A 15,457-nucleotide genomic window follows, 5' to 3' on the forward strand; every position below is an offset into this window, starting at 1 on the left:
CACGTTCTACGAGTTCCTGACGAACTACCGCGAGCGCGACAACCTTACGCGGACAAGACAACGGTTCCCTCCGGGCAGCAAGACCCTTCAGCCGATTGGTCAGAGGTACCGGCAGATCGACTCGGGTGTGCAGACCTCCGGCGGCGTCTGTGCTGCGTTCGCGCGTAGGTCGGCGACGCTGGTACGGAGCAGGCGGAGCTGCTCGAGCTGCTCGTCGATCTCGACCAGTCGCCGGTCGAGAAGGTCTCGAACATGACCGCACGGCGACCCGCCCGCGTCACGTACTTCGAGGATCTCGGCGGTTTGCGCGAGAGTGAGCCCTGCTGCGCGGGCCCGGTCGATGAATTCGAGCCGCTGCACCGCCTCGTCGCCGTAGTTGCGGTACCCAGCCGGGGTGCGCTCCGGCGGTTGGAGCAGCCCGCGCTCCTCGTAGTACCGCAGCGTGGACGCCCTCGTCTTCGCCTTCCCCGCGAGTTCCCCGATCCGCATCGTCACCTCGGCCACCGACTTGACCTTCAAGCATACTTTAAGGTCCATTCTTTCAGGAGTGGCCGCACGAGTGGCCGGTTCGAACTGGAGGAGGCATCGTGACATGGCACACGGAGGTTGATCTCGTGGTGATCGGGACGGGCGGGGCGGCGATGTCCGCAGCGATCCACGCGCGCCTCGAGGGGGCCAGCGTGGTCGCCATCGAATCGGGAACCCTCGGCGGTACCTGCGTGAACGTGGGTTGTGTGCCGTCCAAGACGCTTCTCGCGGCCGCGCACACCCGGCACTCCGCCCTCACGAACCGGTTCTCAGGCGTCCCCAGCTCTGCTGGGATGGTCGATCTCAGCGCGCTCATCGAGCAGAAGGATGATCTGGTTGGGATGCTCCGCCAGACCAAGTACGCCGACATCGCCGCTGCCTACGGGTTTGACATCCTCCCGGGCACTGCAACGTTCACAGACGCTGGAACCCTGCTCGTGGATGGACGACCGGTGCGCGCGAAGTCGTATCTCGTCGCCACCGGCGCCGAGCCGCACGTGCCGGCAATCCCTGGGCTTGAGCAGGTTGATTACCTCACGTCGACCACAGCGATGGAACTGACGGAACTGCCCGCGTCGCTCGTGGTGATCGGCGGTGGCTTCGTCGGCCTGGAACAGGCGCAGCTGTTCGCCCGGCTCGGAGTAGAGGTCACCGTCATCGGTCGGCTCGCCCCGCACGCCGAACCGGAACTGTCATCCGAGCTCCGCAAGGCCTTCCTGGCCGAGGGGATCAGCGTCATCGGCGACCGCGCAGCCACGATCACCCAGCACGAGGGCCTGGTCCAGGTGACGACCCGCAACGGGAAGGACGCGACCGGTGAACGTGTCCTCGTTGCCACCGGTCGCACCCCGCGCACCGAAGGGCTCAACCTTCCTGCTGCGGGTATCGCGACCGACGAGCGCGGCTTCGTCATCGTAGACGAGCAGCAGCGGACCACGAACCCGGCTGTGTTCGCCGCCGGTGACGTCACTGACGTGCCCCAGTACGTGTACGTCGCCGCGAGGACTGGGAAGATCGCCGCGCACAACGCCCTGGGTCACGACGAGCGAGTCGACTACACCGGGTTGCCGTCTGTGCTGTTCACCTCACCCCAACTGGCCTCCGCCGGGATCACCGAAGCCAGCGCCATCGCCGCCGGATACCGGTGCGCCTGCCGATTCCTACGACTTTCCGACGTGCCCAGGGCCATCGCCAACCACGACACACGCGGCGGCATCAAGGTCGTCGCCGACGCCGACACCGGCAAAGTCCTCGGTATCCACGCCCTCGCCGACACCGCTGGGGAGATGATGCTCGCCGCAACCTACGCCATCACCGCCGGATTCACCGTCACCCAACTCGCCGACACCTGGGCCCCCTACCTCACCATGGCCGAAGGCATCCGCCTCACCGCGAACCTCTTCCGCAACGAACTCCCCACCTCCTGCTGCGCCTGACACAAGAGCCGGGCCCAGCGATGTGGTGATCCAAGTGATATCCGCGACGCCTTCAACACCGGCACCGACCGCGTGATCGACGCCTACGCGGTCAGCGTGGGCTCAGTTGAGGCAGCGGCGCCGAGCACGTCGTCTGGGCCGCTCACACGCGCAGCGCACCGGGACACTCAGCCGCCAGGTAGCAACCACAGCACGCTGCCATCTACGCAGTCGGCTACGAGTTCAGAGGCCGAAGGCACCACCACTGACGAGGATGAAGATGCCCAGGCCGATGAGCACGATCGGGAACAGGATGTGTTCCCAGCGTTCCAGGAGTTCGGCGATCGGTCGGCGGGTGGCGACGAACTTGCCCAGGCCGACGAGGGCGGCGACCAGGGCGAGGAACACGATGCAGTACGCCACCACGGCCGCTGGGCCCACGCTGAGGAAGACCGGGACGTAGACGCCGATGTTGTCCCCGCCGTTGGCGAAGGTCACCCCGGCCACCGTCCACACCCCAACCTTCTTGCCCTCGACCTTTGCCTCATCGTCATCGTCGGCACCGCGGTTGCGCCAGGCTTGCCACGCAGCCCAAAGTCCCAACCCCAGCGGAATGAGTCCGAAGTAGGGGATGACCTCTGGCGGCAGGAACGCTCCCGCCCCGAGCGTCACCAGCACGGAAGCGCCCAGGATGCCAGCGAACCCGAGGTACTGTCCGACCAGGATTCGGGCGGTGGTCCCGCGCTGGCCCACGCCTCGGGCGAAGAACAGTGAGAGCACGATGATGTCATCGATGTTCGTGGCGATGAATAGGCCGATCGCCTGCAGGACGGAGGACAGGATCATGCGCCCACCGCCGCGTTACAGCCGCCTGGCGACCCAGCGGTTCCGGCAGCCGCGTGCCGTTGATACTCTGCGACCATCATTGTCCGTTCCTGGTGTGGTGTGGGCCTCGGAGGTAAAGCAGGACGCCCAGGGCGACGCCGAAACCGAGGATGACGTCGGCAAGGTTGCCGATGAACAGGTTGCCGTAGGCGAGGAAGTCGGTGACGTGACCGCGGCCAAACTCGGGAGGGGCGAACAGCCGGTCCAGCAGGTTGCCGACCGCGCCTCCCCACACCAGGCCGATCGCGACCGCCCACCCGACGGTGCGGGCGCGGGTTGCGGCGACGAGTAGAGCGACAGAGGCCGCCGCGGCGATGACGGTGAGCAGCCAGGTTGCGCCGGCTCCGAGGGACATCACGGTGCCGGGGTTGAACGCGAGCTGCAAGCCGAGCCAGTCTCCCAAGAGCGGAATACGGTCATCCTCGCTGAGCTGAGCGAGGGCGAGTGCCTTGCTGCCTTGATCGATCAGCACCGCGCCAGCGGCGACGGCGCACGCGAGCAGGAACCAGCGGAGCCGGACGCGCGCCGCCGCCGGGCCGGCAGAACTCGCTTCCACGGCATCCGCTTTTCCCGGGGAGGGAGCGGAGCCGTCAAGGGGATCGGTCATGCCTTCGTGCGCCGCGCCGCGCGGAGCCCGTTGAGGATGACGACGACTTCAGCGACCTCGTGTACAAGCACGACCGCGGCGAGCCCGAGGACTCCGGTAATCGCCAGCGGCAGCAGCACCACGATGATCGCGATCGACAACACGACGTTCTGGTTGATTATGTTGCGGCCGCGGCGGGCGTGGGCGAGGGCCTGTGGGATGAGGCGCAGGTCGTGGCCGGTGAACGCGACGTCGGCCGACTCGATCGCAGCATCGGCGCCCTTGGCTCCCATCGCGATCCCCACATCCGCGGCCGCCAGCGCGGGAGCGTCGTTGATGCCGTCCCCGATCATGGCAGTGGGCTGAGACTTCGACAACTCCGCGACGGCGGTGGCCTTGTCCTCGGGGCGCAGCTCGGCGCGCACGTCCATGATGCCGGCCTGGCCGGCCAGCGCTGCGGCGGTGCGGGCGTTGTCGCCGGTGAGCATCGTCACCCCGATCCCGCGGCGGTTCAGCGTGGCGATGACCTCGGGAACCTCTGGGCGCAGTTCGTCACGCACCCCGATCGCGCCAGCCGGCCGGTCGCCGCGGTGGACGATGACGACGGTCATCCCCTCGGATTCCATCACCTGCACCTGGTCGGCCAGCGTGCCGGCGTCCAGCCAGCGGGGGCTACCGACGGCGAGACGGGCACTACCGAGCGTGCCGGTGATGCCGCGCCCGGCGGTCTCGGTGACGTCGTGCGCGGTCGGGGCGTCGGGGACGGCCTTCGTGATCGCGGCGGCCAGCGGGTGCGTGCTGTGACCTTCCAGGCTCGCCGCCCACGCCAGCACCTCATTCTCGGTCGCGCCGGTGGTGACGACGCGGGTCACCGTGGGCTCGTTGCGGGTCAGCGTGCCGGTCTTGTCGACGGCGACGTGGCGGATGCCGCCGAACCGCTCGAACGCGGCCCCGGACTTCACGACCACACCGAACTTCGACGCCGCGCCGATCGCGGAAACAACGGTGACCGGGACGGCGATCGCCAGCGCGCACGGCGAGGCTGCGACCAGCACCACCAGAGCGCGGGTGATCCACAGCTCAGGGTCGCCGCTCAACAGCGACCCAAGCACGCCGACCAGCACGGCGAGGATCATCACGCCGGGCACCAGCGGGCGGGCGATCCGGTCGGCCAGGCGGGCACGGTCGCCCTTCTCGGCCTGCGCCTGCTCGACCAGCTCCACGATGGTGGTGAGCGAGTTGTCGGTGCCGGCGGCGGTGGCCTCGACCTCGAGCACGCCGGTGGTGTTGATCGACCCGGCCGAGACGTCGGTGCCCGGTTCGACCTCGACCGGGATCGATTCACCCGTGATCGCGGACGTGTCCAGGCTGCTCCGCCCGGCCCGCACGGTGCCGTCGGTGGCGATCCGTTCGCCCGGCCGGACCACCAGGACATCCCCGACGCGCAGCTCCTTCGCCTCGACCTCGGCGGTGGCGTCGCCGCGCTTGACGAGTGCGGTTTCGGGCACGAGCTTCAACAGCGCCCGCAACCCTGCGCGGGCGCGGTCCATCGCCTTGTCCTCCAGCGCCTCCGCGATGGAGTACAGGAATGCCAGCGCGGCGGCCTCCTCGACGTAGCCGAGGATCACCGCGCCGGTCGCGCTGATCGTCATCAGCAGCCCGATGCCGAACTTGCCCTTGGTGAACAGCTTGCGCAGCGCGCCCGGCACGAACGTGTACGCGCCCAGCAGCAGGCCGATCCAGAACAGCACCAGGCCCGCGGTCTCCGCGCCGGTCCACTCGCACACCAGGCCGGCGGCGAACGCGACGCCGGAGGCGATCGGGATCAGAACGCTCGGGCTCCGATACCACGGCCGGTCATCGTCATCATCGTGGTCGTCGAGGTCGACATGCTCGACCTGCGAACCCGTGACCGCGCTCACGCCCGCACCTCCCCCGCCTGGCAACCCTCGACCCCGCAGTCCGGGTCCATGCACGGCACGCTCTCGTCAACCGCGAGCGTGACATCCACCAGCGCCGTCAGCGCGCGGGCCAGGTGCGGGTCTGCCACCTCGTAGCGGGTCTGTCGGCCCTCGGGCTCGGCCACCACGATCCCGCACCCGCGCAGGCATGTCAGATGGTTCGACACGTTCGAGCGCGACAACCCCAGCTCGCGGGACAGCACCGCCGGGTAGCTCGGCCCGGCCAGCAGGGTCAGCAGAATGCGGGAGCGGGTCGGGTCGGCCATAGCTCGGCCGAGCCGGTTCATCACGTCGAGTCGATCGGAAATAGTCAGCATACGATGACTATACACTGTACGACGTACAGTCGGCGCCAGGTGTCCTCACGAGCGGCGAGTCAGTTGACAGCTCCCTACCAGCGAGCGTGGCGAAGTGCTCGAAGATCCGTCGTGGAGAATATGTCCCGTTCCTCCGTGCCGGCGTCCCGCTCGATTAAGATCGACGACTACTTGGCCGCCGCATGCCTGCTGCCGAACCTTCAGTTGCTGAGTGGGGCCGCCAACATCGAGAAGCAGGATGGACTGCCTGCGGAGTGGATGGACACCGCCTTCCCGAGCGAGAACAAGCGAGCTACGTACCTTGCCGAGGACGACCTCGACGGCCTTCCGCTCGACTTGGCCGACTTCACCTCGTTCTTCGAGCAGCGCAAGCAGCGAGTCCGGGTCCGCCTGCTCGCCGCTCTGGGAACGACACCGGGAGCACCGGAGGACGCCGCTCTCTCGTAGCCCACGTTCACGCGGCGAGCAGTGACAGCGCGGACACAGCCTGGAGGGGTAGCAATCCGTTGCCGAGGGCGGTGATCTGTTGATTCTGCGTCAGGCCGCCGCTATCGGTGACCCATCCAGTCGGCAGGCCCATGAGCCATTCGACGAATGCCGGTGCTGGGCGGGGGCCGTCGGCGTCGTCAGGGGAGGGCTGGCGCTGACGCGTCTCCTCCCGCTCGCCGGCGGCGTCATCATTGGTGTCGGGAAGGTGCGCGGCGGCGAACCATCTCCCCACAGTTGCCGGATGCACCTGCACCTCGCGGGCAATCCGCTTGTTCGACCAGCCCGCGGCCCGCAACGCCGCAGCACGAGCCCGGCGATCAGAACGACCAGGGGTTTCATCCGAGGCTAAGGACAACTCCCGCTCATCGGCCAGAGGTTCAGAGGCAACGGACAACAACGACTTTGAGTGGACAACACCCTGCGGTCCGGCATACACCTCGGACAGCATCTCCGGGATCTCGGACAACACCTCAGGCTGCCCCGGCAACTCCTGTGGGAAGGTGCGGGTGAGGATCACGGTGAGATGGGTGATCGCCAGCAGCACCACCGGCGGTACCGCGGCCACCGAGGCAGCCAGCAGGCCGGGCACATCGGCGTCCGCAGCGACCACAGCGTGGATCGCATTCGCCGTCACCGACACCAGCGCCCCGCCGACCAGCAGCGACCAGGGATACCAGGCTGAGCGTTGCCCAGCCAGCGCCACCACCGCGACCGTCGCCACCACGATGATCCCATCAACGATCAACGGCCACGCCCACGCCTGTCCCCGGTCGACCCCGGAACGCGCCGCCAGATCGGCGAGCGCGGTAAAGCTCAGCCAGAACGCACCCAACGCGATGAACACCGTCCCCACCACTGCGGTGCGCCCCGCCCACTGCCTACCGGTCGTCTTCATCACAGCCTCCGCCCACCCATGCCTGGGTTCGGGGCGTTGGCTCGCTCGAACCAGGCGCCGCCACCGAGGCCGGGGCCACCGGCTTCGGGCGCGGGGTGCGCGATCCGGTAGGCGGAGCGCACCGTGGTGGCGATCTCGCGTTCGCCCAGCCCGGCCTGGCTGGCGGCTGCGCTGAGGACATCGAGCGCATCCGAGGCAGAGACATCACTCTCGGCCAAGCGGCACGCGGCCCAGAACAGCCCCCGGTTCCGCTCACCCTCACCACGCCCAGCGACCCAGAACGCCAGCCGGTTCATATCCGCCAACCGCACCAACCCACGACCCTGCCGCACGACCGGTCCCGGACGTGGATCGAGGAAGTCCCGCAGCCGACGCGAGTCCAGCGCAGCGGCAGGCTGGTCGCCGACATTGACGACCTCGTAGCGGATCGGGACACCGCCGACGATGCGAACCGAGGGCGACACGATGATGTACCCGCCATCACCCCGGGAGTCCACCCCAGCGCGAGCGGCCTGCCATGACCGCTGCTCGACCCCCGCCGTCGCAGCGAAGTAGGCGTGCAGGCCACCCGTCGGGGTCTCCACCAGCAGACCCCAGCCATCGACGAGCCCGGCTCGCTCGGCGCGGGCGAACGCTTGCCGCCCATCAACCGGGCCATGCACGTCCACATCCACCACGACCATCCCCGACACCGCGCCAGTCGGGACACCCAGGTTCGCCTCCGGAGTCCGCGACCACCACGCCTCGACGCGACCGATGTCGGTGGTGGCATCGTGGAACCCCCGCGTCGTGAGCGGACGCTTCCCGCGCGGCTGGCAGGGGAACACCGGCACCCCCACCTGCGCGAGATGCCGGGCCGACGCCGCCAGCGTCGAAGCACCACTGGCACGCAACAACGCCCTGGTGAAGTCGGCACGCGCAGGCATCACAACCCCCGACCCGCCACCACCGGCACCCTCGCCGCCGGCCGATGCTCCGACGGCGGCGGCACATGCAGCGCCTTCGGCTCCGCAGTGGGAACATCACGCGCAAGACCAGGCGGCGTGCCATCGGCGACCTGGAACGTGTCCAGCTGGTCGAGGATGCCCAGCGCCGTCCTCCGCACCCGCTCACCGGTCGCCTTGACGACCTCCGCCGGTTCAGCGTCCTTGACCGACGACGCCCACCCCGCCACATACGGAATCGTGTAACCACTGGTATCCAAACCGTGCGCAGCACCGACCATCAACGCCACGCTCTCGGCCTCCACCTCCCGAACACCCCGGTGCTGGCGAGCGTCCTCATCCTTGGGGTCGTGCATCAGCACATGCGCCAGCTCGTGCGCCAACGTGGCGATCTGATTGACCTCCGTCACATCGGTACGCACCGACACCTGCCGAGCCAGATAGTCGGTCAGGCCGTCCGCGCCGCCGATCCGCCCGGCATCCGGGACACGCAGCACCTCGAACCCCAACGCTTCGACCTGCATGGCCAGGCCATCCCACAGTCCCTGCGGGGCTTCGCCGTCCAGCAGCTTCGGTGCGGGTGGCTCAGGGATCGGATCGCCCTCGGTCTGCGTCACGTCCCACACATAGGCGGGCCGAGCGCCCACCATCTTCGTGCGCACTACCTCGTTGACCTTGTGCTTCTCGCGCGGACCCAAACGACGCCACGACGACGGATCACCAGGATTCGACGAGGCGAACCGGCCGGTCACCGGAGCGAAGATCATGTAACCCGGCTGGCCCTTCTGCACCTGCTGGCCAAGCTGCTGCCACTGCCGATACCCAGCCACATACGACGGCACCGGCCCGGGCACCCGGCCAGCCTCGAACGCAGCCTCGTGCTGAACCCAGATCAGCAGCGTGTTGTTGAACGAGCGCGATCGGAACCGGGCCGCGAACGCCAACGCGCGGGCCCAGTCCCGCCCGGAGACCAGCGTCTCCACCGCGCCAGTCAGCTTCTCGTGCAGCTCATCGAGCTTCGCGTCCCGCTTGGCTCGTACTTCCTCCGTCGCAGTCATCCTGGACCTTCCCTCCGCCGAGATCACCCGATCGTCGGTGACCGTGAGGTACGCCAGGAACATCAAGAAGCACGGCGGGCCAGGGGTGCGACCAAGACCGCCAGGCGACAACACGAACCTGACGAGTCCCTACCGGACTACATCACCGACCGGCTATGAGAGGCCTAGGGAAGACAGACGTCCCGAAATCGGGCACTGAACACGACGAGATCGGGTACATCAGTTGCGCCCACACGACCCTTGGCGTCGTCGGTAGGCACCCGGCGTCAGTCCGACGTACTGACGGAACAGTTCCGTGCCGTGACTTCGGCTGCGCCATCCGACCCGCCACATTGCCTCGGTGACAGTGAGGTCCGTCTCGCGCAGGTACCTTGCCAAGCGTTCGGCTCGCACCATCGTTAGGAACGCGAGCGGTGTCTTGCCAAAGGCGTCGACGAACACCCTGCCTAGCTGAGCAGCCGACAGGTGTACTTCCATGGCCAAAGCGGCGAGAGTCCATCGCCGCTCGGGTGATGTCCGCAACAGCTCAGCAACTCTGCGGGCCTCCTCCCTGATGGGAGCGAACCGTCGTTCCCTCGGCAAGGTTGGCCGGACATGACTCGGCCGGGCGGCTGATATCCGCACCGGGGACGCCTTGATGAACGGGGCAATGACGTGTGCTATGGAAAACCACAGGGCCTGCATCCGGAAGAAGTAGCGAGCAACGGGCCGCTCGGCGCTCAGCGCGACCATCTCGTCGAGCCAAGTTGTGAGTGCCTCGGCCTGCCTTTCACCGAGGCTGAGAACCTGCGCTGGCTCGGCGTAGATGGTCGCCGCGAAGTCCTGAGCATCAAGCCGATCCCGCACGAGCCCAGCGTGCTGCCAGTAGACCTGATCGATCACATAGTCCGTATCCGCATGGATCGTGGTCAAGGTGATGTGGCCCTCAGGCTCGCTTCCGCACAGGACGTTTGCTGCAAGGATGAATCCCCCGGCGTGTCCGGGGGCTCCGAACCTTGGGAAGGGAAGGTTTGGAGTCATGCCAGGGAACACATCGAAGAGGTATCCGCTTGAGTTGAAGCAGCGGGCGGTGCGCATGTACGCCGAGGTCCGGCCGGATCATCCGACGGATTGGGCGGCGATGGCCAAGGTGGCCGGCCTGCTGGGGGTGGCCACGCCGGAAACGTTGCGGAAGTGGGTGCGTCAGGCCGAGGTCGACCAGGGTGCCCGGCCGGGGGTCACGTCGGAGGAGTCGGCCGAGTTGAAGCGGCTCAAGCGTGAGAACGCCGAGTTGCGTCGGGCGAACGCGATCTTGAAGGCGGCCTCGGCTTTCTTCGCGGCCGAGCTCGACCGGCCAGGGCTGTGATCGTGGACTTCATCCGCGAGCACGCCGACCGCCAGGAGCCTGGCGGGCTGCGATGGGGTGTTGAGCCGATCTGTGCTGTGCTGACCGAGCATGGCCTGCCGATCGCCCCATCGACTTTTTATGAGTGGAAGGACAAGCTTCCCACGCGTCGGCAAGAACGCGACCAGGCCTTGTTGGTGGAGGTGCATCGGGTGCATGCCGCTCATTACGGCGTGTACGGGGCCCGGAAGGTGTGGCTGCAGCTGAACCGGGAAGGGATCAGCGTGGCCCGCTGCACGATCGAGCGGCTGATGCGCGCGGCCGGGCTGACGGGGGTGGTGCGTGGCAAGGTGAAACGCACCACGATCGCGGATCCGGCAGCCGTTCGTCCCGGTGATCTGGTGAAACGGAACTTCGCCCCGCTGGAGCCCAACAGGCTTTGGGTGGCCGACATCACGTATGTGTCGACGTGGGCCGGCTGGGCGTATGTCGCGTTCGTCACCGATGCCTACGCCCGCCGGATCCTGGGCTGGCGCTGCTCGGCCACCATGACCACCCAACTCGTCCTCGACGCGGTCGAGCAGGCCATCTGGACCCGGCAACGCGACGGACACGAGTTGGCCTCGGTGATCGCGCATCACGACCGGGGCTCCCAGTACAGCGCCGTCCGCTATAGCGAACGGCTCGCCGCTGCCGGGATCCAGCCCTCGGTCGGGGCCATCGGTTCGTCGTATGACAACGCGCTGGCCGAGACGATCAACGGCTTGTACAAGACCGAACTGATCAAACGCCGGGCGCCGTGGCGGACCCTGGATGATGTCGAGTACGCCACCGCCGAATGGATCGACTGGTTCAACCACCGACGGCTGTATGAGTACTGCGGCGACATCCCACCAGCAGAACTCGAGAACGCGTTCTACGCTCGTCTACACGCCCAGCCACCGGCTGAGCTCACACACAGTTGAGCCTCCGGACACGCCGGGGGATTCACTCTCAATCACCACCCACACCGCGGACCCCAGCACGCCGAGCGGCCAACGGGCTCCTACTGCTCGCTGCCTGGCCGATCTACGAACGCAGGATCACCGCATCGGGGACACCCCCGCCGCTCACCCAGCGGAGTGATCGCGGCCGGCCGGCGGTCGCGTAGCCTCCGCTACCCAAGCGGCGAGAACGCTGACACGGCAGTCAGTGCGATCGCCGCTTGTAGAGGCAGGACCCCATTGCCAAGCGCCATCAGTTGCTGGTTCGGCGGAAGGCCATGTCGTGGATCGGAGAGCCAGGCGGTAGGGAGTCCCATGAGCCACTCCACGAACTCCGGTGCTGGACGCGGGCCATTCTCGTTCCTCAGGAGTGCGGGCGCTGGTGCGACTCGTCCGGTGATGTGCTCCCAACGAGCCACGGCGTGTGCATAGCGTCCCCAGCGGTGAAGATGTCCTCGGTCAGCGACCACAACGTCGCCGAGTCGCTGTGCCTGCTGAGCGAGCCATCCGGTCCGTGGAGCGCGAGGTCGATGATCTGGTGCGAGAGTGCGATCGTGCCCCGTCTCGCCTTCACCTTGTCCAGGGTCTCTCCACCTCGAAGCGAGTCCGACGCGAGCGGGGTTCGGAACAGCGTCTTGACGCCGGGCCAGGAGGAAGATGCGGAACCGGGGGTGAGGAGCGCCGACAAGGGAAGCAGGTAGACCGACCCATCGTGCATCCATCCGCAGGTCGGCCAAATCGCCGAGTACGGCGCTTATGCGAACTTCCACATAAGCGCCGTTATGCCGAGGGAGTGGTTATGTCGACCGGCCGCACGGCGCGCCTCGAAGCTGAGTGCCGACGGCGATCCTGGTCGGCATAACCGTGGCGCCGTCATCGGTCGGTGAGGAAGGCGATGAGAGCGTCCACCGTCTGGTAACGGGCGGGCGGCCTGACGTCGATCATCTGGAGCCGATACAAGCTTCGGTGCTCCAACTCCGGACCAGTGTGGGATAGGCCTGGATGGTCTGGACGGTTACATTGCCGAGCCAGCCGGCGTCCCCTGATGAAGGCGCTGATGAGACTTCGGGGTGTACAGACCATCCCATCGGTGTCGAGCACCGATCATTGGCGTCATCCATGCGCGTTATCTATCTTACATTGGTGTATGATATGAGGTACATTGACCAATAGGAGGCATCATGGGAGACCCGGAGATCGACGCGATGTCGGCGGTAGCTACCGCGCTGACCGACCTCGAAGAAGACGCGCAAGGCCGTGTGCTGCGCTGGGCCGCCGAGCGATACGGCGTGAGCATTGCGACAAGCGGCCGTCGAAGCGGCCCGAGCGCTGGCGATCAGGCCGAGGAGGCGGGTGACGAAGTCACCGAAGAAGAGATCGCAGAGGAAGCGCCCGCGTACGAACACTTCGCAGAGCTGTTCGCGAAGGCACAGCCGAAGACTGAACCGGATAAGGCACTGGTCGCCGCGTACTGGCTACAGGCGATTCAGGGCGAGAGTACGTGGCAGTCGGCAGCGTTGCAGAAGGAGCTCAAGAATCTCGGCCACGCGATCAGTAACATCACAGACGCGCTGACCAGCAACATGAGGAAGAAGCCGCAACGAATTATCCAGTTGCAGAAGGCTGGCAACGCCAAGCAGGCGCGCAAGACCTACAAGGTGACTCACGAAGGTTTGGTCTACGTGCAGGGCATGTTGCGCGGCGAGGGCTCCTGACGTGGGCCTGGCGCCGGCGGACGCGCTCTCGGTCCTTCCGAGCACCCTGCGCGATGATCTTTTGAATGCGTTTAACGAGATCGTCAAGAATTACCGCGAGCATCGATGGGAACCCTCAGAGCTGAATGGCGGCAAGTTGTGTGAGGCCGCTTACACAATCTGCAAGGGCTGGCTGGAGGGAGGAAACTACCCCGCTCGCGCTGAGAAGCCGAGTAGGTTCCCGAACAAGTGCTGGGAGATGGAGAGCGTCTACCAGCAGGTTCCGAACAGCAGGTCGGCCCGCATCCTCATCCCACGGATGATGATCGGCCTCTACGACGTCCGGAACAACCGCGGAGTGGGCCACGCCGGCGCCGAGGTCGATCCAAACCATATGGATGCCACCGCAGTGCTGTATACCTCCAAGTGGCTCGTCGCCGAGTTGGTGCGACTGCTCCACACGCTCACCACGGAAGAGGCCACCGCCGTCGTGGACGGCCTCATTCAGCGTGAAGTCGCGTGGGTCTGGACGCACGACGACAAGAAGCGCGTATTGCGAAAAGGACTGACCTGGAAGCAACAGACTCTCATGCTGTTGCTCACCGAGACGAGCGACGTGGACGAGGCTGATTTGTTCCGCTGGCTGGAGCACCCTGGACTGCCGTCCTTCCGTAAGGACGTGTTGAAGCAGCTACACAAGGCCCGCTTGGTCGAGTACGACACGACCAAGCGGACCATTCGGGCTCTTCGTACTTGCGGTGGGTCGGGGGCGACACGCCGGGTGAGCGGGGTGGGCTGAGGTAGGGGTCGGGGCCCTCAGGATCAGGAGTTACCAAGCTTCTTATCCACCGAGGACCCCGACTGTGTCTGAGCCTACGACGTGTGCTGCGCGCTGCCCCCATGACGACGCCTACTGCGACAACTGTGACCGTCTGGTCGGCTTGCCCGGCGTGCACGTCATCGGAGTGGACCGGCGACCTGCCGGGCTGGTGGTCGAGGTCGAGTCCCCACCAGCGATGATGGGCTGCCCGACCTGCGGGGTGGTAGCCCGCAGCCATGGCCGACGGACGGTCACCTTGGTCGACATCCCCTGCTTCGGAGCCCCGACACGCGTGCGTTGGCGCAAACGCACGTGGACGTGTCCCGAGCCGTCCTGTCCCGTAGGGGTGTTCACCGAGCAGGACGAACAGATCGCCAAGCCACGCGCGATGCTCACCACCCGGGCGTGTCGCTGGGCGACCGAGCAGGTCCGACGCGAGCACGCCAGCATCGCCGGGCTGGCTCGGCAGTTGGCCACCACGTGGCGGACTGTGTGGACCAGCATCGAGCCGATCCTGCAGCGTGCCGCCGCTGATGAGTCCCGGTTCGCCGGCGTGACCACGCTTGGGGTGGATGAGCACCTGTGGCACCACGTGAGCCCCCGCAAGCGTGGCCCCAAGGAGCTCACCGGCATGGTCGACCTCACTCGTGACAAGGACGGACGCGTCCATGCCCGGCTGCTCGATCTGGTGCCGGGACGTTCGGGCACCGTGTACAAGACGTGGCTCGACCAGCGCGGGAAGGGGTTCAAGGCCGGGGTCGAGGTCGCCACCCTGGACCCGTTCCGCGGCTACAAGAACGCCATCGACGACAAGCTCGCCGACGCCACCGCCGTCCTTGATGCGTTTCATGTGGTCGCTCTGGCCAGCCGGGCCGTCGATGAGGTCCGCCGCCGCGTGCAGCAGGAGATCCACGGCCACCGGGGTCGTTCCGGCGACCCGCTCTACGGGATCCGTAACATCCTGCGTTGCGCGGCCGAACGGCTCACAGACAAGCAACACGCCCGCCTCGCCGCGGCGATCGCCGCCGATGACCGCCACGACGCCGTCCACGTCGCCTGGCAGTGCGCCCAGAAGGTTCGAGCCGCCTACGCCCACCCCGACCCAGCCAAGGGCCGCCAGATTGCCGAGCAAGTCGTCGACGGGTTCCCCTCCTGCCCGATCCCCGAGATCGCCCGACTCGGCCGCACCCTCAGACAGTGGAAAGACGCCTTCCTGGCCTACTTCGACACCGGCCGCGCATCCAATGGCGGCACCGAGAGCATCAACGGGCTCATCGAGCTCCACCGACGCATCGCCAGAGGCTTCCGCAACCGCGAGAACTACCGACTACGCATGCTCCTCATCGGCGGCGGACTCAACCTCGACCCACCGCAGGTATGAAGAGCCACCATTCGACTGTTGCCGCCCGGTGTGACAGCCGCTGAGGCCCTGGTCGCGGCGGAATCGTGATGGTCGCTCCGTCTGCGCTGCCCGCCAGACGGACGCTTGTGTGAGATCAGCGTTCGGCAGCGAATTGCGCAACTCTGCCGGCGGCGGCCTCTGGCATCGTCACGAGGA

At 66.9% G+C, this 15,457-nt stretch carries 16 protein-coding genes; 6 read left to right on the forward strand and 10 right to left on the reverse strand.

The window, feature by feature from the left end; genetic code table 11:
- Positions 1 to 99: 99 nt before the first annotated feature.
- A complete protein-coding gene (locus G7070_RS01715; protein ID WP_425325634.1) occupies positions 100 to 519 on the reverse strand; it encodes a heavy metal-responsive transcriptional regulator in 420 nt (139 codons plus the stop codon).
- A 68-nt stretch (positions 520 to 587) separates the two neighbouring features.
- Between G7070_RS01715 and merA the strand changes: the two genes are divergently transcribed.
- Entirely contained in the window at positions 588 to 1,964 is a 1,377-nt protein-coding gene (gene merA, locus G7070_RS01720; RefSeq protein WP_035757281.1) for a mercury(II) reductase, read from the forward strand.
- 222 nt (positions 1,965 to 2,186) lie between these two features.
- Here the strand turns inward: merA and G7070_RS01725 are convergent, their stop codons facing one another.
- The 4 genes from G7070_RS01725 to cmtR all read right to left on the reverse strand — a co-directional run bounded on the left by G7070_RS01725 (position 2,187) and on the right by cmtR (position 5,692).
- A complete protein-coding gene (locus tag G7070_RS01725) occupies positions 2,187 to 2,789 on the reverse strand; it encodes a cadmium resistance transporter (RefSeq protein ID WP_073186143.1) in 603 nt (200 codons plus the stop codon).
- A gap of 76 nt (positions 2,790 to 2,865) precedes the next feature.
- On the reverse strand, positions 2,866 to 3,435 hold the full coding sequence (locus G7070_RS01730) for a signal peptidase II (protein ID WP_077684801.1): 570 nt from the start codon (positions 3,433 to 3,435) through the stop codon (positions 2,866 to 2,868).
- Positions 3,432 to 5,336 carry a heavy metal translocating P-type ATPase gene (locus G7070_RS01735; protein ID WP_026926286.1) on the reverse strand — a complete coding sequence of 635 codons (1,905 nt, stop codon included), beginning with the start codon at positions 5,334 to 5,336 and terminating at the stop codon, positions 3,432 to 3,434. Before G7070_RS01735 ends, G7070_RS01730 begins: the two co-directional genes overlap by 4 nt.
- Positions 5,333 to 5,692, reverse strand: a complete 360-nt coding sequence (cmtR, locus tag G7070_RS01740) for a Cd(II)/Pb(II)-sensing metalloregulatory transcriptional regulator CmtR (protein WP_026926287.1) — start codon at positions 5,690 to 5,692, stop codon at positions 5,333 to 5,335. The genes G7070_RS01735 and cmtR overlap by 4 nt, the downstream gene beginning before the upstream one ends.
- A 111-nt stretch (positions 5,693 to 5,803) precedes the next feature.
- Here cmtR and G7070_RS01745 point away from each other — a divergent pair, with 111 nt between their 5' ends.
- Positions 5,804 to 6,139 (forward strand): hypothetical protein, encoded by a 336-nt coding sequence (locus G7070_RS01745; RefSeq protein ID WP_166231465.1) that lies wholly within the window; start codon positions 5,804 to 5,806, stop codon positions 6,137 to 6,139.
- A gap of 7 nt (positions 6,140 to 6,146) precedes the next feature.
- Here G7070_RS01745 and G7070_RS01750 read toward each other — a convergent pair whose 3' ends face one another.
- The 4 genes from G7070_RS01750 to G7070_RS01765 form a co-directional block, all read right to left on the reverse strand.
- The gene (locus G7070_RS01750; protein ID WP_073186140.1) at positions 6,147 to 7,076 is read right to left on the reverse strand and encodes a DUF2637 domain-containing protein; all 930 of its coding nucleotides are present in this window, start codon (positions 7,074 to 7,076) and stop codon (positions 6,147 to 6,149) included.
- Entirely contained in the window at positions 7,076 to 8,002 is a 927-nt protein-coding gene (locus G7070_RS01755) for a bifunctional DNA primase/polymerase (RefSeq protein ID WP_073186139.1), read from the reverse strand. The genes G7070_RS01750 and G7070_RS01755 overlap by 1 nt, the downstream gene beginning before the upstream one ends.
- The gene (locus G7070_RS01760) at positions 8,002 to 9,141 is read right to left on the reverse strand and encodes an ArdC-like ssDNA-binding domain-containing protein (protein ID WP_246227217.1); all 1,140 of its coding nucleotides are present in this window, start codon (positions 9,139 to 9,141) and stop codon (positions 8,002 to 8,004) included. Before G7070_RS01760 ends, G7070_RS01755 begins: the two co-directional genes overlap by 1 nt.
- 156 nt (positions 9,142 to 9,297) lie before the next feature.
- Entirely contained in the window at positions 9,298 to 10,155 is an 858-nt protein-coding gene (locus tag G7070_RS01765) for an AraC family transcriptional regulator (RefSeq protein WP_206079890.1), read from the reverse strand.
- Between G7070_RS01765 and G7070_RS01770 the strand changes: the two genes are divergently transcribed.
- A protein-coding gene (locus G7070_RS01770) for an IS3 family transposase (protein WP_166230744.1) occupies positions 10,097 to 11,367 on the forward strand; the annotation gives its coding sequence in 2 pieces (ribosomal slippage) (positions 10,097 to 10,385 and positions 10,385 to 11,367; 1,272 coding nt in all). The two genes, G7070_RS01765 and G7070_RS01770, sit on opposite strands and share 59 nt — an antisense overlap.
- 382 nt (positions 11,368 to 11,749) lie before the next feature.
- On the opposite strand, the gene G7070_RS01775 is transcribed toward G7070_RS01770, so the two are convergent.
- A complete protein-coding gene (locus G7070_RS01775; protein ID WP_166231471.1) occupies positions 11,750 to 11,959 on the reverse strand; it encodes a hypothetical protein in 210 nt (69 codons plus the stop codon).
- A 607-nt stretch (positions 11,960 to 12,566) separates the two neighbouring features.
- Between G7070_RS01775 and G7070_RS01780 the strand changes: the two genes are divergently transcribed.
- The 3 genes from G7070_RS01780 (at position 12,567) to G7070_RS01790 (ending at position 15,280) form a co-directional block, all read left to right on the forward strand.
- On the forward strand, positions 12,567 to 13,100 hold the full coding sequence (locus tag G7070_RS01780) for a hypothetical protein (protein WP_166231474.1): 534 nt from the start codon (positions 12,567 to 12,569) through the stop codon (positions 13,098 to 13,100).
- A 1-nt stretch (position 13,101) separates the two neighbouring features.
- Entirely contained in the window at positions 13,102 to 13,878 is a 777-nt protein-coding gene (locus G7070_RS01785; RefSeq protein ID WP_166231477.1) for a hypothetical protein, read from the forward strand.
- Positions 13,879 to 14,068: 190 nt separating this feature from the next.
- A complete protein-coding gene (locus G7070_RS01790) occupies positions 14,069 to 15,280 on the forward strand; it encodes an ISL3 family transposase (protein ID WP_206079689.1) in 1,212 nt (403 codons plus the stop codon).
- Positions 15,281 to 15,457 lie beyond the last annotated feature (177 nt).

It is taken from the genome of Propioniciclava coleopterorum (assembly GCF_011393335.1).
Lineage (GTDB): Bacteria > Actinomycetota > Actinomycetes > Propionibacteriales > Propionibacteriaceae > Propioniciclava > Propioniciclava coleopterorum.